The 18,929-nt window shown below is 64.1% G+C and carries 10 protein-coding genes and 9 pseudogenes; 9 read left to right on the plus strand and 10 right to left on the minus strand.

Going from position 1 to position 18,929, the window contains the following annotated elements; genetic code table 11:
- Positions 1 to 1,056 (minus strand): type IVB secretion system protein IcmH/DotU (icmH, locus tag J7U37_RS14090; RefSeq protein WP_247636118.1); only part of this gene is annotated, 1,056 nt, incomplete at its 3' end.
- A complete protein-coding gene (gene tssK, locus J7U37_RS14095) occupies positions 1,053 to 2,390 on the minus strand; it encodes a type VI secretion system baseplate subunit TssK (RefSeq protein WP_247636119.1) in 1,338 nt (445 codons plus the stop codon). The genes tssK and icmH, both read right to left, overlap by 4 nt.
- A 736-nt stretch (positions 2,391 to 3,126) precedes the next feature.
- Here tssK and J7U37_RS14100 point away from each other — a divergent pair.
- Entirely contained in the window at positions 3,127 to 7,722 is a 4,596-nt protein-coding gene (locus J7U37_RS14100; RefSeq protein WP_247636120.1) for a hypothetical protein, read from the plus strand.
- Positions 7,723 to 7,906: 184 nt separating this feature from the next.
- On the opposite strand, the pseudogene J7U37_RS14105 reads toward J7U37_RS14100, so the two are convergent.
- A pseudogene (locus J7U37_RS14105) lies at positions 7,907 to 8,745 on the minus strand (transposase); the annotation flags it as partial.
- A gap of 74 nt (positions 8,746 to 8,819) precedes the next feature.
- Here J7U37_RS14105 and J7U37_RS14110 point away from each other — a divergent pair.
- The 3 genes and pseudogenes from J7U37_RS14110 (at position 8,820) to J7U37_RS14120 (ending at position 11,162) form a co-directional block, all read left to right on the plus strand.
- Positions 8,820 to 9,152, plus strand: a complete 333-nt coding sequence (locus J7U37_RS14110) for a transposase (protein ID WP_247636121.1) — start codon at positions 8,820 to 8,822, stop codon at positions 9,150 to 9,152.
- A gap of 87 nt (positions 9,153 to 9,239) precedes the next feature.
- A pseudogene (locus tag J7U37_RS14115) lies at positions 9,240 to 9,966 on the plus strand (transposase); the annotation flags it as partial.
- Positions 9,967 to 10,070: 104 nt separating this feature from the next.
- Entirely contained in the window at positions 10,071 to 11,162 is a 1,092-nt protein-coding gene (locus J7U37_RS14120) for an IS630 family transposase (RefSeq protein WP_247636122.1), read from the plus strand.
- Here J7U37_RS14120 and J7U37_RS14125 read toward each other — a convergent pair.
- Positions 11,162 to 11,431 (minus strand): annotated as a pseudogene (locus tag J7U37_RS14125) (IS630 transposase-related protein); the annotation flags it as partial. The gene J7U37_RS14120 and the pseudogene J7U37_RS14125 overlap by 1 nt on opposite strands.
- 250 nt (positions 11,432 to 11,681) lie before the next feature.
- Between J7U37_RS14125 and J7U37_RS14130 the strand changes: the two are divergent.
- Together J7U37_RS14130 and J7U37_RS14135 are read left to right on the plus strand one after the other, a co-directional pair.
- Positions 11,682 to 11,882: pseudogene (locus tag J7U37_RS14130) on the plus strand (IS3 family transposase); the annotation flags it as partial.
- 233 nt (positions 11,883 to 12,115) lie between these two features.
- Positions 12,116 to 12,445 (plus strand): hypothetical protein, encoded by a 330-nt coding sequence (locus tag J7U37_RS14135; protein WP_247636123.1) that lies wholly within the window; start codon positions 12,116 to 12,118, stop codon positions 12,443 to 12,445.
- 52 nt (positions 12,446 to 12,497) lie between these two features.
- On the opposite strand, the pseudogene J7U37_RS14140 reads toward J7U37_RS14135, so the two are convergent.
- From J7U37_RS14140 to J7U37_RS14155, 4 genes and pseudogenes are all read right to left on the minus strand, one after another.
- Positions 12,498 to 12,729 (minus strand): annotated as a pseudogene (locus tag J7U37_RS14140) (transposase); the annotation flags it as partial.
- A 223-nt stretch (positions 12,730 to 12,952) separates the two neighbouring features.
- On the minus strand, positions 12,953 to 13,156 hold the full coding sequence (locus tag J7U37_RS14145) for a hypothetical protein (RefSeq protein WP_247636124.1): 204 nt from the start codon (positions 13,154 to 13,156) through the stop codon (positions 12,953 to 12,955).
- Between the two features lie 27 nt (positions 13,157 to 13,183).
- A complete protein-coding gene (locus tag J7U37_RS14150; RefSeq protein WP_247636125.1) occupies positions 13,184 to 13,384 on the minus strand; it encodes a hypothetical protein in 201 nt (66 codons plus the stop codon).
- A gap of 618 nt (positions 13,385 to 14,002) precedes the next feature.
- Positions 14,003 to 15,013: pseudogene (locus tag J7U37_RS14155) on the minus strand (IS3 family transposase); the annotation flags it as partial.
- A 91-nt stretch (positions 15,014 to 15,104) separates the two neighbouring features.
- Between J7U37_RS14155 and J7U37_RS14160 the strand changes: the two are divergent.
- Positions 15,105 to 16,122, plus strand: a pseudogene (locus tag J7U37_RS14160) (IS110 family transposase).
- A 268-nt stretch (positions 16,123 to 16,390) separates the two neighbouring features.
- On the opposite strand, the pseudogene J7U37_RS14165 reads toward J7U37_RS14160, so the two are convergent.
- Positions 16,391 to 16,735 (minus strand): annotated as a pseudogene (locus J7U37_RS14165) (transposase); the annotation flags it as partial.
- Positions 16,736 to 16,824: 89 nt separating this feature from the next.
- A pseudogene (locus J7U37_RS14170) lies at positions 16,825 to 16,971 on the minus strand (IS6 family transposase); the annotation flags it as partial.
- Between the two features lie 274 nt (positions 16,972 to 17,245).
- On the opposite strand from J7U37_RS14170, the gene J7U37_RS14175 reads away from it, so the two are divergent.
- Positions 17,246 to 18,091 carry a hypothetical protein gene (locus tag J7U37_RS14175; RefSeq protein WP_247636126.1) on the plus strand — a complete coding sequence of 282 codons (846 nt, stop codon included), beginning with the start codon at positions 17,246 to 17,248 and terminating at the stop codon, positions 18,089 to 18,091.
- Between the two features lie 175 nt (positions 18,092 to 18,266).
- On the plus strand, positions 18,267 to 18,884 hold the full coding sequence (locus J7U37_RS14180) for a hypothetical protein (protein ID WP_247636127.1): 618 nt from the start codon (positions 18,267 to 18,269) through the stop codon (positions 18,882 to 18,884).
- Positions 18,885 to 18,929: the final 45 nt, after the last annotated feature.

The following is an 18,929-nucleotide window of genomic DNA, read 5'->3' on the forward strand; positions in this document are numbered from 1 at the left end:
TCGCTGGATGCCGATCTCGGTCTGCGGGTGCACGCTGACCAGAGCCGTGGCGGTGGCCTCGGCGGTGTCGGAGAGGAGGAAGCGGAGGAGCAGGTAGAAGGCCATCAGCAGCATCATCACCACCGCGCCGGTCGCCCAGAGAGGTACCTGCGCCTGAGAGGCGGCCTGCGCGATCTCCTGGCCCTGCCAGCGCGGGGAGATCTCACGGGTCGCCGGCCGGGTGCGGCGCAGCAGCTCGTAGAGGTTGCGCTGGATCTGCTGGAGCGCCGCGGCGCCGCCGGCGCTGGTCCTGTGGATCCCCTGGAAGCCCATCGCCAGGCAGGCATGCTGCAATTCGAGCAGATGGTAGTTGCCGGACGGATCGACCTTCGCCCGGTCGAGTTCCTCGAAAAAGCGCACGCCGCCCCGGCGCTCGCCGAAGAAGCGGCTGAGCATGCTGTGCTGGGTGTAGACGTTGCGATCGTCGGTCGGGATGTTCTGCACCACGTCGTCCGCGGTGGCGCAGACGATGTACTTCGCGATGTCGATCTGCTGGGGCTGGGCGCCCGCGGCGCGCGCTTCCTTCGCAAAATCCTCGATGGCGGCGGCGACCTGCTCTATCAAGTTGGCCGAAGAGGCGCGCGAGAGCTGGACGCGCAGCCGGCCGAACAGCAGCAGCAGGGGCCCGGCGGCCTGCAGGAACGGGTTCTCGTTGGGGGCGACCACGACGTCGCGCTTGAGCACCAGCGCCCGACCCGATGCCTCCCCGTCCGTCGGGACCGAAGGCCCCGGAGTGACGGGCGACGGTGTGGGCGTCGCCCAATCGTCCGCGCCCTGCGCGGGTCCGGCACCGTAGCCGGGAGCTGCGGCGGCGTGCCCGGCACCGTATCCCGGCTGCCCGGCTCCGGGTCTGTGAGAGTCCGGGCCTCCGGGGGAACGCCGGGATTCGCCACGCCCCGGCTCGGGGACCGGCGCGAACGGCGTTTGGCCGCCATTCGCCGGCCGGCGTCCGCCGGGGTTCGGGACCAGGATGGTGCGCTCGCCACCCGGCCCGAAGCGGTCGAAGGGCGGGCTCACCGCCGCCCCTCCTGCACGGCCCACAGCTCCAGCTCGAGCCCCGGCCACTCACCGGAGAAGTGCAGCCCGATCGCGCTCGCCGAACTGAATTCCGGCCAGAGGCGCGAATTCCGGTCGAGCACGAAGTAGACATGGTTGGTGATGGCCCGAATCTGCGACGGCGGTGTCGGGATGTGGACGAGATCGATGCCCGGCAGGTGGGCGTGGACGATCTCGTTCATCTTGTTGTTGGGGCCGACCTTGAAGAGGTGCGGGAACTGCGCCTGGATCTGGGTCAGCGGCAGGCTGGCTGCCACCTCGACCACGAAGGTGGCGCTGCGGAACAGGTTGCGGTCGCGGATCGGCGACGAGAAGGCGTTGCGCGCCAGCTCGATCAGCTCGAGGCGGATCGCCCGTCGGTCGATGCCGCTCGACAGGAAGTCCTGGATGTCGCGCAGGAGCGGCGCGAACACCGCTTCGAGGTTGTCGTGGTCGTAGGGCGGATACGAGCGGGCGCGCCGTTCGGCGAGGACGAAGGTCGCGAGCTCGCCGGCGATGCGCAGGAACTCGACGTAGATTCTCTCAGGGTGGATGTAGCGCGACTCGCGGAAATGCTGGAGCACCGGGATGTGGCGGTTCAGCAATAGGAGCATGAAGTAGTCGGAGGCCTGGAGGCCGCCCCCCGCCGTGGGATCGGCGGCGTACCGGGCGAGTCCTTCGAGCTTGTTCTCGATCCAGCCGATGACTCGGTCGACCCAGCCGCTGACCACCGGATGGACGGCACTGGTGAGTACGGGGGGCGCGAACCGCTCGTCGAACACCGCCGCGCGGTCGCGCACCTCGACCACCCGGGCGACCGGCAGGCCCTGGAAGCCGGGCTTGGCGCTGCTGCGCACTTCCAGCGACAGGCGCGGATGGGCGAGGTGGATCTCCTCCTCGATGCGCAGCGCCGAGGTCGAGTCGATCAGCGTCGCCTTGCCCTGAGCGTAGCGGCTGGCGCTCTCGGCCGCGGCGGTGTCGACCTCACGGGTGTTGGGCGCGCCGAGCGGCATCATCAGCCACAGCCACTTTCCCGCATCGGCCTCCGCCACGTCGATCGGAGCCGGCAGGGGCGACTGGTCTGGCAGGTCGAACGGCGTCCCGTCCGGCATCACGCCGGAGGCACGGCGCAGCCCGAACTTGCTCTGCTGAGCCAGATCGCGATCAAGTTCTATCCGAGAAAAACCCCAAGGATAGGGCGTGACGTGCCGAACCCTGTTCTCGATCAGGCCTTCGACGTATCGGTCGTTTTGTTGGAAGTGGTGCGGTCGGATGAACAACCCCTCCGACCACACGACCTTGCTGTTCCATGACATGCCGCGCGCCTTATCGTTGGCGACAGTATACGGTGCGTTGCGCCGGCTGTCAGCACAGCAACGGCCGAGACGCGCCGGAGCCGCGGGCCGGGTCATCAGCTGTTGTCCGGCTGCATCACCGAACAGCGGGGCCGCGACTTCCGACGGCACCCGGCTGCCGGGACGTCGCAGTCGCCGTCGCCCTTGTATCGGCCGATTGATCCTGCCGCGGCGTTTTCCCGGAGCCTCGCGCCCGGCCGTACACGCCATCGCGCCGATCGATTCGGCAAGTAGCCGCCACAGCTGAAGCATGATCATGCAACTGTCAAAGCCTTGATTGATCGATTACCGCGATCCGAAGCGATCGGCTTGAACGCAGAATATGTTGCCTTGGCCCTTACCGCATATCGATTGGACTTATGTTGCGATCGTCAGCTTCGTCGAAGTCAAGAAGCGCGCCACCGGGACCGAACGCCGGACCAGACGTGTTTCCAGATGTCGCCTTTCGGCCACACGCCTCGCAAAACCTTGGCAGAACGGCTCTCTCCAGCGTTCGTCCGACCGGCGCCAGGTTTCTGCGATTTTCGGGAAATAACGCGTGCCGACAACGATTTGCCAGTGAAGTTTAGTCTCGCTCGCTCGCCGCCGCTGCCTCGGCGCTTCACTTGACTATCGCCGAGCCCCATCGCTCAAGTCGGGCAAGGCCGCCATCAGGCGGCGTGTGCGCGCAATCGCGCAAATCGAGAATATGGGGTGAATGACCGTGGCGAACCGTGACTTCCGTTGCGCGCTCTTAACCACGACTGCACTGGTCGGGATCATCGTGGTCGGCGGCCTCTCGCCGCTGCCGCTGGTCGGCGCGACCTACGCGATGGCCGCGGGCGGTGTGGGCGGTGGTCCGGTCGGTGGCTCCGGCGGCACCGACTCCCCCAGGAATAACGGGCAGCCTGGCGGTGCCGGCGGGACCGTCGGGTCCGGCGGCGGCGGCGGCGGCGCGGGCATCGTCGGCGGTGTGGGCGGCGCGGGCGGCAACGGCGCGGCAGCCGGGGCTCCCGGTGCGGCGGCCGGCGACGGAGGGGGCGGCGGCACGGGCGGCGTGCACGGCCCCGTGGTCACGACCTCTGCCGGGCCCGGGGTCGCGGGCCTTGGCAGCAACGGCGGTGCCGGTGGCGCCGGAAACGGGACCGGCAGCGGCGGTGGTGGCGGAGCCGGCGGCTACGGCGTCGTGCTCGATCAGACCGGCGGGGTCGTCACCATCGGTACGTCCGCTGGCGGCAACGGTGGCAACGGCGGCGTGGCGGGCGGTGGGGCCGGCTCGACGGCCGGCAATGGCGGCTCGGGCGGCATCGGCGTCTTTGCCGGCACCGGCAACACGATCAACCTTGTCGGCGCGGTCTCCGGCGGCAACGGCGGCACCGGTGCCGTGGGCGGCGCCGGCATCGTCGGCTCGGGTCTGACCCTGAACATGGGCATGGGCGCCACCGTCACCGGCGGCATCGGCGCCGGTGGGCGGGCCAATGCGCTGACCCTGGACGGCGCCAGTACCGTGATATTCAACAATACGACCACCTCTGGGTCCGGGCTCTCGGGGCCGATCGCCATCGGCTCCGGCGGCAATCTCGAGTTCAATCAGGCCAACGCCGCTTTCACGGATTATGCTGACGTCATCACCGGCGCCGGCTCTGTCAGCAAGACAGGCGCTGGGGGCGTCCGCCTTGGCGGGGTCAATACCTACACCGGCAGGACAACGGTCTCGGACGGTCTTTTAGTGGTATTTGGTGCCGTCCAAGGGGGTGTCACGAACAACTCCGGCAGCAATAATCTCGGCAGTAATGTCGGCTTTATAGCCGATGGCGGCACGATCAATGGCGGCCTTATCAATAACGGCGACGCGATAGCCAGCAACAACGCCGTTATCAATGGTGGATTGATAAACAGCGGCAGATTTTCTGCCGACAATAGCGCTGTCAATGGTGCAATCACCAACGCCGCTGGAGGCATTTTCTCCGCTGACAACACGCTCACCAGCGACAGCACCTTCGGCAACGCCGCCGGGGCGAACCTGAACGTGAACAGCGGCACCTACACGGTCGCCGGACTGATCACCAACGCCGGCACCGCCGCCGTCGCTAACGGCGCGACGCTCCAGGCCAACGGCGGGTTCAACAACCAGAACGCCCTGACCAACAACGGCACGCTCAACGGCGTCCTGAACAACAGCGGGACGGCGACCAACACTGGCACCGTGGGTGGTCCGCTGATCAACAGCGGCACCTACACGCAGACGGCCGGCGCCACCAACGGCGGCACCACCAATACCGGCACGGTCAACGCCGGGGGTGGCACCTTCAACGGCGCCATCGCCAACAATGCCGGCGCGTTCAACATCACCGGCCCAGGCCCGGTCACGAGCGACAGCACCTTCGGCAACGCCGCCGGGGCGAACCTGAACGTGAACAGCGGCACCTACACGGTCGCCGGACTGATCACCAATTCCGGCGCCGCCACGGTCGCTTCGGGCGCAGCCCTCGTGGCGAATGGCGGCTTCACCAACGCCAGCGGCGGTACGCTGAACAACGGCGGCACGCTGACCTCGGCGAGCCCGGTCCAGAACCAGGCCGGCGCGACCGGCACCAACACTGACACCCTCAACGGCGGCCTGAACAACGCCGGCACCTTCGGCAATTCCGGCACGGTAAACGGCGAGCTGACCAACAGCGGCACCTACACGCAGACGGCCGGCGCCACCAACGGCGTCACCACCAACACCGGCACGGTCAACGCCCAGGGTGGTACCTTCGGCGGCCCGATCGTGAACAACGCCCCGAGCGTGTTCCGTGTCGGGGCCAGCAACAGCGTGGTGGTGGTGAATAACTCCTTCACCAACAACAACGGCGCCACGTTCATCGTCGCCGGCAGCCTCACCGGCATCACCACGCTCACCAACAACTCGGCCGGGACGCTGGCCAACGCGCCGGGCGTGCAGGTGCTCGGCACCGGCACGCTCGGTACCGCAACGATCCTGAACACCGCCAACGGCGTGTTCAACTCGGCCGGGGCCACCACCGCGAGCACGTCGATCACCAATATCGGCAGCTTCCTGATCACCGGCGGCGCGGTGACGACGCCGCTGTTCTCCAACAACAGCCTGCTCACTCAGACGGGCGGCACGCTCGCGGCGACCCAGCTCACCAACGCGGGCACCTACACCTTCCAGAACGGCACGCTGAACGCCAACACGGTGACCAACACGGCGAGCGGAACGATCGCGGTGAGCGGCGGGCAGTTCGCGGCGAACCGCACGGCCGGCAGCTCGATCACCAACGGCGGCAGCTTCTCGCTGACCGGCGGCACCGTCACGTCGCCGCTCCTGGCGAACAACAACCTGTTCAACCAGACGGGCGGCACGCTCGCGGCGACCCAGCTCACCAACGCGGGCACCTACACCTTCCAGAACGGCGTGGTGTCGACCGCGACTGTGAACAATTCCGGCACCTTCGTCTCCGGCGGGGCCTTCAGCGCAACCGACAGCGTGGTAAACACCGGAAACTTCCGGTTGGCCGGGGGAACCTTCACGACACCGCGCTTCGACAACAATGGCGCCGTGCGCGTCGAGGGGATAATCAACGCATCCGCTCTGGGTGGATCCATCACCTCGTACAACAACAACGGCACCACGACCCTGGCCAATCTCAGCATGCTCGGCGGTGTCGGCACCTTCACCAACTCCGGCACGCTGAACGTCGATCGCAATGGCGTTCCGGCGAGCGGCTTCGGCACCTACCAGATCCAGGCCGGGACTTTGGTCAACCAGGGCCTGATCTCCCTGCAGAACGGCGTCGTCACCGACACCCTGGCGCTGACCGGCAACTATGCCGCCGGTCCGAACGCGAAGCTCGCCATCGACGTCGACCTGACCCGCAGCGACGCCGGACAGCGCGGTGACCTGCTGCGCGTCACCGGGACCAACACCGGCAACACCCAACTCGCTCTGCAGTTCGTGAGATCGGGAGGCAGCAACGTCTTCTTCTCCACGCCGATCCCCGTACTCGTGGCCGCCGGCAGCAGCGGAACGGTTCAGCTCGAAACGGCCAACGCCCTGGAAAGCCAGCGCGTCGGCTTCATCAACTACTCGCTCCAGCAGGCGCCCGGCTCGCCCGGATCCTACCAGATCGTTTCGCTGATCAATCCGGGACAGGCCTCGGCAACGGCAGCCGGCATCACGTCGCTGGTCTCGGCGCTCAATATCGGCTTCTTCCAGTCGATCAGCGCCCTGATTGGCGGCCCGGCCGAGAACCGCCTCTGCACCGACGAGCAGCGCGCGGCCAAGCTTTGCGGCGAGACGACTTCGAGCGTCGGGGTGACCTCGAACGGCAAGACCTGGGCGCAGTTGAACCAGCAGGCCGCCGCGGCGCCCGTCGCCGCGACCGCCAACGAGTCCGGCATCCTGCCCAACACCTACGGCCTCGGCCTCTGGGCGCGCGGCTCGGGCGGCGAGACCAATGTGAAGAGCACCAGCACGGCGACCTTCACCAGCATCGGCCAGACCGCCACGGCCGAGAACAGCACGCGCATCAACTTCGCCGGAATGCAGTTCGGCGGTGACATCGCGGTGTTCAATATGGCCAACACCGGGTTCAACGCGCATCTCGGCGTGACCGGCGGCGAGATCTACGCCAACGGCCGTCAGCAGGGCTCCTCGCTGGCCTCGGGCGTGTTCAACGTGCCCTTCGTCGGCGCCTACCTGGCGGTGACGAGCGGGCCGTTCACATCGGACATCTCCTACCGTCACGACTTCTTCAATGCGCGCATCTCCGATCCGGTCTTGTCTCTCAGCGGTACCAGGCTTCCGATCGCCTCCGACACCGTCGGCGGCTCGCTCGGGTACCGGATCGACTTCGCGAGCCCGTTCGGCGGCGATCAACCTTACTTCTTCGAGCCCTCGACCTCGATGAGCTACACCAAGACTCGGATCGGCGACCTCGCCGTACCGGGCGGCACCCTCGCTATCGACTCGATCGACAGCATCCTCGGCCGTGTCGGCTTCCGCGTCGGTACGACGCTTACCGCCGGAGACACCTTCGCTCTCCAGCCTTTCGTGACGGCGAGCCTTTGGAACGAGTTCGCGGGCAATGCCGCCTCTCGCTTCATCGCCTCAAGTGCGGGGACGTTCGATCCGAACGCGACCGTTCCGATCCTGACCAACCGCGTCGGTATGTTTGGCCAGGTCGGCGTGGGCGTCTCGGGTGCATTGCTCGGCACGGACCTGATCGGCTACGTCCGCGGCGATGTCCGCTTCGGTGAGCGACTTGATGGCTACTCGCTCAACGGCGGCGTCCGCTACCCGTTCTGAGGCAGCAGCGGGGTCCTGGGCAGTGATTTGCCCAGGGCCTGTGTCTTACGGGGCTGTGGCTGTGGAGGGGCGAAGCAGACGATGAACGGAGGATGGGCTGCGCACACACTGAACTGCTCCGGATTTCCCGGAGGCCATTCGGTTTGGGTCAGGCGGCCAAGGCTTATACCTCGATCTGAGCGAGTTAGCGCGCTTCGGCCTTGGCGGGAGGCACGTTGCTGATGGGCTCGAGCAAGCGGCGGGTGTTGAACCAATCGACCCATTCGAGGGTGGCGAACTCGACCGCCTCGAAGGACCGCCATGGCCCGACCCGATGGATCACCTCGGCCTTGAACAAACCGTTGATCGTCTCGGCTAAGGCGTTGTCATAGCTGTTGCCGCTGCCGACGGATGGCTCGACGCCGGCCTCCGCCAGCCGCTCCGTGTAGCGCAGGGCGAGGTACTGCGAAGCCCTGTCGCTGTGATGCACGAGCCCACTGCCCCAGAGAGGCCGGCGTTCGTGCAGGGCCTGCCACAGAGCGTCGAGCACGAAGGTGGCGTGCGCCGGGCGGGAGACCATCCATCCGACCTTGGCAAAGACCTGCTCGATGGGATTGTAGGGCGGGAGGTATAGAACCTGTGCGCCAACCGCCTCGATGGCCTCGTGCACCCCGGCGACCTTGTGGGCATTCAGATTGTCGAGGATGACGGTGTAACCGGGCCTCAGCACCGGAGCCAGGGTGTCGGTGACGTAGGCGCGGAAGCGCAGACCATTCGTGGCTCCATCGAAGATGCTCCTGGCGATCAGTCCCGTAGCGCGCAGGGCGGCGGTGATAATGGTGGTCTTGTAGTGCCCGTAGGGGCGATCCGGCAGCGCTGACCGCACGCAGCGCGACCATAGCGGCGGACCATCTTCGTCGTAGCGGCTGTCTCGTCGAGGAAAACCAGGCGATCCGGATCGAGGTTGGGTTGGCGATCGAACCAGTCCTCGCGCGCGGCCCTCACATCCGACCGCTCCTGCTCGGCCGCGTGGACAGCCCCTTTATGGATGGCCCGCCCCTCACCGGGCTACGCTGCTAGGCTTGCAGGGTAGCCGAGATGAGGAAGGGAGCAGAACGATGACGATCGCGATTCTTGGGATCGATCTGGGCAAGATCAGCTGCAGCCTCGTCGGGCTGGACGCGGCGGGGCGGGTCGTGCTGCGCCGACGCATGCAGCGCGCGGGGGTGATCGCCTTCGGCGCGAAGGTGCCGGGGTGCGTCGTTGCGATGGAGGCCTGCTGTGGCGCCCATCACCTGGGCCGCGCCCTGGCCAAGCAAGGCCACACCATTCGATTGATGTCGCCGGAGTACGTGCGCCCCTACGTCAAGGCGCAGAAGAACGACGACCGCGACGCCGAGGCCATCGCCGAAGCGGCCACACGCCCGACGATGCGCTTCGTGGCACTCTAGTCCGAAGCGCAGCTCGACGTGCAGACCCTGCACCGGGTGCGCGACCAGCTCGTCGGCGAGCGCACGGCGCTGACTAACCAGATCCGCTCGGGCTACGGCGTCAGCGCCTCCTTCCGTCACGGCCTGGTTGCAAGGGGTCTGCGCTGGGCGGTGGGCATCGTGCAGAACCAGAAGGTCTACGCAGCCGACGTGCGGCTCGTGCCGCCGACGGGGCACCCCCAAGCCCTCGCCGGACCGGGAGCCGCGTGAGGCCGAGGCGGTGCTGGCCGACCTGACCTGGCGACGCGTGACGTGGCGCCAGGGCACGAAGGGCAAGCTCTCGGCCCGGTTCGCCGCCCCCCGGGTGCGGGCCGGCGACGGTCCGGTCTGGGGCAACAACCGGCATCTGCCGGGCGAGGAGGTCTGGCTCGTGGGCGAGTGGCGCTCGTCGGGTGAGCGCAAATACTCCCTATCCAACCTGCCGGCCGAGACGGCACGGCGCGCCCTGGCAGGCACAATCAAGGCGCACTGGGTCTTCGAGCAGGCCCACCAGCAGCTCAAGGAAGAACTCGGCCTCGACCATTTCGAGGGACGCTCCTGGACCGGGCTCCATCGACACGCGCTGATGTCGTGTATCGCCTGCACCTACCTGCAGAACCTGCGCCTCGCCGAACCTCGTCGGACGGGGCGGAGAAACAATGACGACCCGCCTTCCGGGGCCACCGCCATCACCCAGCCTGCCCGCCGTGCGGCAGGCCATCATCGGTCATCTGTTCGCCAGCCTCGTCCCGCCAGTCCTGTGCCCACACTGCTAAAGACGCTTCACGCTGCCGTCTAACATCAAAGTGCCCAGGTAGTGCAAGTGGTCTGAGTTAGAAGTCCGGTTGCAGATTTTGAGCTTGCACCTACGTGTGGGGGATGTCCGCACGGAGGTGACCGATGGCCCGTGGTCCAAAACCTGCTCCTCTCTATCTGACTGAGGACGAGCGCAGGCGCATGGCGGGGCTCATCCGCCGTCGCAATGTCGGCCAAGCCTTGGCTCAGCGCGCGCGGATCGTGCTGGCCTGCGCCGAGCCGGGATCGACCAACAGTGGCGTTGCCCGTGATCTCGGCGTCAGCCGGATGAGCGTCACGACGTGGCGCGCCCGTTTCCTCGCCCATCGCCTCGACGGCCTCGTCGACCTGCCCCGCTCTGGTGCGCCACGTGCCGTCGCGGACACGGCCATCGAAGGGTTGGTCACCCTCACGCTGGAGAGCCAGCCAGAGAACGCCACCCACTGGTCGACCCGCGCCATGGCCCGGCGGGTCGGCATGAGCCAGAGCATGGTCTCGCGGGTCTGGCGTGCCTTCGGGCTGCAGCCGCACAAGACCGACACCTTCAAGCTCTCGACCGATCCCGCCTTCGTCGACAAGGTCCGGGACGTGGTCGGCCTCTACATGGCTCCGCCGCATCGTGCCGTGGTGCTGTGCGTCGACGAGAAGCCGCAGATCCAAGCGCTGACGGGCACGGCCCCCGTGCTGCCGATGCGGCTCGGCCAGCCGGAGCGCCGAACTCACGATTATCGTCGCCAGGGTACGACCGACCTGTTCGCCGCCCTCGACGTCCAGGCCGGGACGGTGATCGGCCACTGCACAGGCCGGCACCGTTCGGTCGAGTTCCGCGACTTCCTCGATCAGATCGAGGCGGCCGTCCCAGGCGATCTCGACGTGCACCTCGTGCTCGACAACGCGGCCACCCACAAAACCAAGCTGATCCACGACTGGCTCGTGAAGCGTCCGCGTTGGCACCTTCATTTCACGCCGACGTCCGCATCATGGCTCAATCTCGTCGAGGGTTGGTTTGCCCTGCTCACCCGTCGACGTCTGCAGCGTGGTGCCTTCCAACAGACCAGCGATCTCGAAGCTGCGATCCACGCCTACATCGCTCAGACCAACGCCGATCCAAAGCCCTTCGTCTGGACCAAACCCGCTGATGCGATCCTCGCAAGCATCGGACGCTTCTGTCAGAGAACTTCTAACTCAGACCACTAGAGCCTGTTACGCAGTTCCCGCAGGAAGGAGAGCGGGTGTTCTTCGTTGAGCCGAAGGATCAGGGCTGCCTGCGCTTCCAGACGCTGCGAGTTACGGGCGCCGCCCATGGGCTTGGGCGCGATCTGCCCGTCCTGTCGGAAGCGCTCATGCCAACGGACTTCGCTGGCCGCCCCAACACCGAAGCGTTTGGCCGCCTGACGCCGCGAGGCGACCGCTTCAATCGCGGCGACCACACGGTCGCGCAGATCGACCGACAGGGCTGAAGGCATGGCGATCCTCCATCACAAGGTCATCCCCCGAATCACACGCTAGCCAGATCGCCAACCCCAACCGATTCAACCCGCCAGGGCACCGCTCTAAGTCGTCGAGCGCCTCTTCGCCTTGATCAGCCGCAACCGCCGCCGCTGGAAGGACCGGGAGGCCATACTCGCCTCGGCACAGGCTTTCTTTCGCCGCCGCTGGCATGATCCTCGTTCTACGCCTCGGACGAAGATCATGCCTTATCGGACGGACTCTGTGAAAACTTTGAGCCCCGCTCGCCGATGCGCCTCTGTCGAACTCATCAGGCTTTTAATGGACGTCACCGAGCGCCGCGTCTGCTGGGTGCTCGGTTAACATAGCTCGACACGGCGCGAGGTGCCGCAGGGTCGAGACGACCAAGAGGCGCTGACGGACGATCTCCTTGCGTTGGCCGAGCAATATGGACGCTACGGCTATCGCACTCAGTTCATAATTTAGAGACCGACAGATAACGAGAGGCGTGCCTTGAATTCGATGAGCGAATACCTCAATGTTGTTCAAATTAACTAAGAAATTCTCAGCCACCAAGAGCCATTCATTAAGAAACTTGAATGCCGTTTTCGAAAAAGTGCCCTTGTTTGTCAAATAAAGGAAGTTGCTTGAATTTTTTGGGGTTCGGATTATAATACACTCAATTCCGTAGGGTATACCCCATGAGCGAAAAAATCCTAGGCATCCTTGAGCCCGGCCAAGTGCTCACAATAATCCAGCCTCGCAAAGGAGAGGAAAAATTTCCAAAATTTGAGGTTTTGAAGAAACTCAAATTGCTCGATGAGCCACCATACATTTATGCAACTTTCATCGATAACAGAGGCGTTTCGTTTTATATTAATCGCAGCTACATCCACGGCGGATGCATAGAAGCTTTTTTTCCTAAAAATATCGCGATGTGGCAATCATATTTTGCGCCCACTCCAAGCAAAAATACTGGATATGCACTGTCTAAACATTACCTAAAGACATTTCCAAAAGATTTCGTCTGACAGATTGTTGGTTCTTAGTGGCCTGCCCCCATTCGGTGGCCCAGGTTCAAAGTTAGTGCATCATCGGTTGCATGATGATGGCGGGTTGTGCAAGCGGCCCTGAGCTGCTCGGTTCGCTTGGCCAGATGACGACCTCGGGGCGCAGGCGGGAGGTAGCCGAGCGACGAGTGCGGCCGGATGCTGTTGTAGTGCCTCCGCCATTGCTCGATCACGACGCTGGCCTCCTTGAGGGTGTAGAACACCTCGCCGTTGAGGAGTTCGTCGCGCAGCTTCGCGTTGAAGCTTGTGCGCCCATTCCGGCTCCGGCGCAGGCGCGCCCCGGGTCGCGTCCTCGATGTGGCGGCCGCCACGGGCGAGCGCGTTCTGCATGGAGCCTAGGATGAGGGGGTGCGCCGCGATCTCGTGGATGGGCAGCGGCGTATAGACGAGGACGATGTCGTAGGCGGACACGCGCTCGAAGATTTTGACGATCGGCTCGGGCATGCCCCGCAGGATGGGGCCGAGCCGTTAACCTCCCGTGGAGGCCATGCGCCGGGCGTGCCGGCGCCTGTAGTTCCGGACGCCCCGCTTGGTGGGGACTGCGAGCCACTCGGCGAACAGGGCGGTCAGGCGCGCCTCGCGATCCGCCGGCGGGCCCGCGTGCTCGGCGACCAGGCGCTCGGCCTGCGCGGCGGCGTCGCGCGCCAGGTCCTCGATGTCGACCTGCCTCACGACCGCCCCCGTCCGAATCCCGCCGCCCTAGCGCGAGGCCTCCCAGGCCCGGCGATCGCGACCCAGCTTCTTCGCCAGGTCGGCCGGCCTCTGCGCCCGCACGAACCCGCGCGAGACCTGCCCCGAGATCTCGGCCATCTCGATAAGAGCATACCCGAGGGCCCTGCGCAGGGCGTCCCGCGCGTCGCCGTCGGAGGCCTCCAGGTATGCCCGCCCCAGGTCGTTCACGATCCGCTCCACCGATTCGCATATGAGAACGAATGAAGAACAAATCCATGCGAGAGTCGATCCCTGGACGAGGGTATACTGGGGCGTGGCGCAACGTCGCCCCAGCCGGCTTAACCATGTCGACGATCTTCGCTTCCCATTCCGGGCTGGCGATCCTATCCGTGGCTGACAGGCACTGCCTGCCTCGCCCCCTGCGCGAGGATGACCCCAGGTTTTTGAAATCCTGCGCTACACCGCCTGTCCCTCGCCGCATGCGCGAGGATGGTTTCAAAGGCTCCGGGACGATGCCGGGGCCTTTCTCGTTCACGGCCGCCGACCCACGCGGCGCCGGTCGTTGCGACCTCGCGGCGCACGGCGTGCCCGATCCACTGGGCGAGCGCGTCCCGGATCTGGGACTCCCGCGCGGCCGGGCCGTCCCCGGGATCCGCGGAGAGGATGCCCTCGATGGCGCGCGTGGCGCCGATGGCGAGCTCATCGATGGTGCCTGCCTCATCGGACGACCCTGCCACCGCCGCCCGGGTAGCATGACGACCCGTCTCCGAATTGTCTGTCGTCAGATGATTTGGGACATACAGCGGTGTTAAGGAGCGGAGGCTCTGGTCCATCTGGGGTGAGAGGTTAGGCAGCCTGTGCGTGATGGCGCAAGCGGCGATCCATCAGGGTCTGGCGCTTGATGCGTTCCGGCTCGGCCAGGATCCCTTCGCCGCGTCCGAAGTAGACGTCAGCGGGCGTGAGGTTGCTCAGGCTCTCATGGGCGCGGGCATGGTTGTCGTGTTCGACGAAGTCGGCAACCTGCATCTCCAGCTCGCCGGGCAAGTAGGCGTGTTCGAGCAGGATGCGGTTCTTGAGCGTCTGATGCCAACGCTCGATCTTGCCCTGCGTTTGAGGATGGCATGGCGCACCGCGGATGTGGGTCATGCCTCGGCTGGCGAGCCAGTCGGCCAGGTCGCTGGCGACGTAGCTCGGCCCGTTGTCGGAGAGCAGGCGTGGCCGCTGCATCACCCGCGCCTGATCGAGCCCAGCCGCACCCAGCGCCAGGTCGAGCGTGGCGGTGACGTCGCTGGCCTGCATCGTCGTGCACAGCTTCCACGCCACGATGTAGCGTGAGAAGTCGTCCAATACGGTCGACAGGTCGTACCAGCCCCAGCCAACGACCTTCAGGTAGGTGAAGTCCGTCTGCCAAAGCTGGTTGGGCGCGGTGGTCTTGTCGCGGAACTCGGCGGCAGCCTTGATGACGATATAGGCCGGGCTGGTGATCAGGTCCTGAGCCTTGAGGAGCCGGTAGACAGTGGCTTCCGAGACGAAGTAACGGCGCTCGTCGGTGAAGCGCACCGCCAGCTCACGCGGACTGAGTTCAGGCTGCTCCAGAGCCAGGGCAACGATCTGCTCGCGGATCTCCGCAGGTAGACGGTTCCAGACCCGGCTCGGCTGCGAAGGATGGTCCTTCAACGCCTCGGGGCCGCCGCGCTGGTCGGCGTCGTACCAGCGGTAAAACGTCGAGCGCGTGATGCCGAGCTTGTCCAGGGTGGCACGCACCGGCAGGTGGGATTGCTCAACGAGCCGGATGATCTCCAGCTTCTCAGAGGCCGGGCACCTCATGCCTCGTCGCCCCCAGCCCCGCTCATGCTTATGGGATGGCCCGCCCCTCACCGAACCGTTGGTGGCATGCTGCTGCCTTGGAGGAATGGAGGGATCGGGAATGGCAAAGAGTTCGGTCGCCGTGCTGGGTATCGATCTGGGCAAAAACAGCTGTAGCCTGGTTGGCTTCGACCCAGCCGGTACGGTGGTTCTGCGTCGTCGCGCACGGCGCGAGACGATCATCGGCCTTACGGCCAAGCTGCCTGCTTGTGTCGTCGCGCTGGAGGCCTGCTGCGGCGCCCATCACCTCGGGCGGCTGCTGGCCGCGCAGGGACATACCATCCGACTGATGTCGCCCGAGTATGTCCGCCCCTACGTCAAGGCACAAAAGAACGACGACCGCGATGCCGAGGCGATCGCCGAGGCCGCCACACGTCCGACGATGCGCTTTGTGCCCCTCAAGGCGCAGGAGCAACTCGATATGCAGAGCCTGCACCGGGTCCGGTCTCGGCTGGTCGGCATGCGTACCATGCTCATGAACCAGCTCCGCGCGATCCTGCTGGAGCGCGGTCTCGTATTCCCGCAAGGCCGCCGCAAATTCGAGACGGCGGTCGCCATTCTCGTGAGGGATCCCCAGGCGCAGATTGGCCCGCGTATCCAAGCTCTCGTCGCCGAGATCCGTGAGGAGTGGGCGAGCCTCGACGGCCGTATCGAAGCTCTCGACCGGGAGTTCGTCGCGCATGCCCGCGCCGACGAGGCGGCACGTCGCTTGGTGTCGATCCCAGGCGTCGGGCCCATGACAGCCACGGCCTTGCGCGCGGCCGTCAACGACGGAAGCGCCTTCACGTCCGCGCGACCTGCCGGCCTGGCTTGGCCTCGTGCCCCGACAGCATACGACCGGCGGCAAGCCGAAGCTGCTCGGCATCAGCAAGAGGGGCAACGCCTATCTGCGTGGGCTCTTCATCCATGGCGCGCGCGCAGCGCTGGCCTCGCTGTCCAAGGTCGAGGATGGGACCGGCCGATGGCTGCGCGGTCTGCTGGCGCGGGCGCACTACAACGTCGTGGTCGTCGCGCTCGCCGCCAAGCTCGCGCGGATCGCCTGGGCGACACTGCGCAAAGGAGTGAGCTTCGAGCGGCGGCCGGAGCCGGCCCTCGCATAGGTCATCAGAAGAGGTTGACCTGAGGCGGAGCGCGATCGCTCGGCGCGGGTCCACGAGGTCTGCGGGAGGACAGTGAAGATGGCCTGACGGTCGAGCGGCGTTCCGGAAGCCTGGCAAAAAAAGCGGCCACCGAGGCCGAAGTGCTTATGAGGCCCGGGACGTGCGGCTCTCCATCTTGGCGGCGGCCACCGTGCCGACATGCCGGATACGTTTGTGCAGACCGGTCACAGGCACCTTCATCGACGACCTTGCGGACGGGGCGGGCCATACGTTTTTTGAGCAGACGGTTCTCCAGGACGAGATCAGCTACGACCTCCTTCAGCGCCCCCGCCTCGCGCCGCAGATCCCGCACCTCGTCCGTGGTGGCTGCACGAGCCGTGTCCCCCGACAGGCGCTTCTTGCCCGCCTCCAGTAACTCCTTGGACCAGCCGTGGTACATCGAGGCAGCGATCCCCTCGCGTCGGCACAACTCGGCGATGCTGTCCTCGCCACGCAAGCCTTCCAGCACCACGCGGATCTTCTCCTCGGACGAGAACTGCCGACGTGTGGCCCGACGGATGTCCTTGATCACCGCTTCTGCCGGTTTCTTGGCCGGGCCGGATGTCTGCTTCATCTTCGCTCCTCAGGGGCTACGATGAACCAGCCATCCTCCGTTCGTGAAGACCCGCAATCTGTCTCACAGGTGCTGACGTCGGACACCTGGAACAACTCCTCGATGTCGCGGTAGCTCAACGGGTAACGCAGGTACCAGGAGACGGCCTGGACGATGAGCGCCGCCTCATAGTGCCGTCCCTTGAAGTCAGCCTTGGCCCGGCGCTTCAGCTTCGCGGCGATGGCGGACAGGATCATGGGGCGGCCTCCGAAACGGGAGGGCCATGCGGGTTCTATGGTCAACGCGGGGTAAACATCGGCGCTATCGCGATTGCGACAGGGCCGACCTGACGTTCAAACCCAGCAGGGAAGGCTGCTTGGAATTTAAAAAACCAGGATTCTGAACATGGCGCGGTCGAGTTGATGCGCGATCGCTCAGTAAGCCGCCATATGGAATATTCGCTAAATTTGAAATAGCATGCAGACAGCTCAGCCGCTCCCAGCGAAACATTTTCACTATTAAAGGTTCCTGATGCGTAGCCTTCTTCTACAAGCTGCCTTCCTTGGAGCCATAACCATTCCACAGGCTGGCGCGGGAGAGGGACGCTTGCCTATCAAAATAGCACAAGGTGACGAGGCAACTCGATCGGCTGCCAGTTCGGAGCAGCCTGCTTGCCTTAAGTCACCTGCCATCTACGAAGGCGATGAGAAGCCAAATCCGCAGGCTATGCAGGGACACCTTGCCGAGCAGAATCACCTCGCTAACGAGAGGCTTGCGGCCGGAACCGGCCAACCAACTGAGCCTTGGATTCCTGGCCGACGTAATGGCTATCCGATAGAGCCGCCTACCTTAATTACGTCCAGCCCACAGTCAGACAAACATATTAATGGCATAAAAGTGCACGCTATAGTTTTAAATTATAAGCAAGCATGTTTAGAATATTCAGTTGAGGGAATTGAAAATCTGATATATGATGAGAAATCTGGGCGAACCATGAGCAAACCATCAAGACGCCTTTGTGATGGTGCTGCAGTTTTTAACGACTGCGGTGCTTATGAGGATGCTGGGCCGGGGACTCCAAAAGATATTGCTTATAGTAGATTTAAAAAATGTCTCGCTGAAGAAGAAGATGCTTTAAAGCAGCTAGATCGAAAATGGAATAAGTTGACGGTAGCTGACCGTAGAAAATGCCTAAGAATTGCACAAGATAATTTTTATACGAGAGTACTTTACTGTACAAAGCAGAACGAAAAAAATTCAGGAAAGCTTGGAGGGCAGAAGCGGTCTGTTGTTGCAAAGCCTTCGCCACGCCCACCTTTGGGCTCGCTTCCGCCGCAGCGGCCTATGCAGAGCCCTATGATGGCCGTGCCTTTTTGACTGCCATGTCATCTGACATGCACACGTCAGGGCGTAAAGAAAACGACCGTTTTGAGGCACCTCCTCAGATGACAGCTTCCGAATACAGATTGACTTTCACTAGATTTTATGACGGCATGTTTTTATATCGATTGCTTTTGGTTTCTAGTTATCTTTAGTCCAAATGAGGACAGCGATGGGCATAGCATCAACTGCGGGGCGTTTGGGTGGGTGTGACGCTATTGTTAGAACTTTACAGAAAACTACAGCCTTTGCGATAGAGCAGTACGAATCAAAAAACTCATCAAGAAAACTTCCAGATGGGTTCAAGAAAGTGCTTGATAGTTTTATTGAAATGTACATTGGAACGATGATAGATGTGATATTGGCGGGAAAGCTGGACAAATCTGCCGCGAGGACAGCTCTGGTGCGTTGTTTCAAAAGCGCCGGCATAGCCGACGATACAAGTACTATAGATTGCGGTGTTGCTCTTTTCTCCGTAGGCGTAACGGCACAAAACTCGATCAAAAACACAGTAACAGCAGCTAGAGTTGCTGGAATCGCTTCTGCATCAGGAGTGGGGGCAGCCCCAGGTGCAATCCTCGTTGTTGCAACATTTACCTATGGCGTCTTTGCGACATACAAGGATGGCACAGATGCAGCAAAAACATGCGACGAGGCGATCTCAAAGTGGGCCGAAAAACTCAAAAGACCCGCAGCGACGATTGATGGAAAGGGATACGGCGTGGGGCCAGTATCCATTCACATTCGGAATCAGCGGGGCCCCGCGACATCTTTTGTAGGTAACATATAGTACGAGCACGGCCGACGCGAAAACCGCAGGAGCTTGTAAGGCCAT

It is taken from the genome of Methylobacterium sp. 37f (assembly GCF_023093475.1).
Lineage (GTDB): Bacteria > Pseudomonadota > Alphaproteobacteria > Rhizobiales > Beijerinckiaceae > Methylobacterium.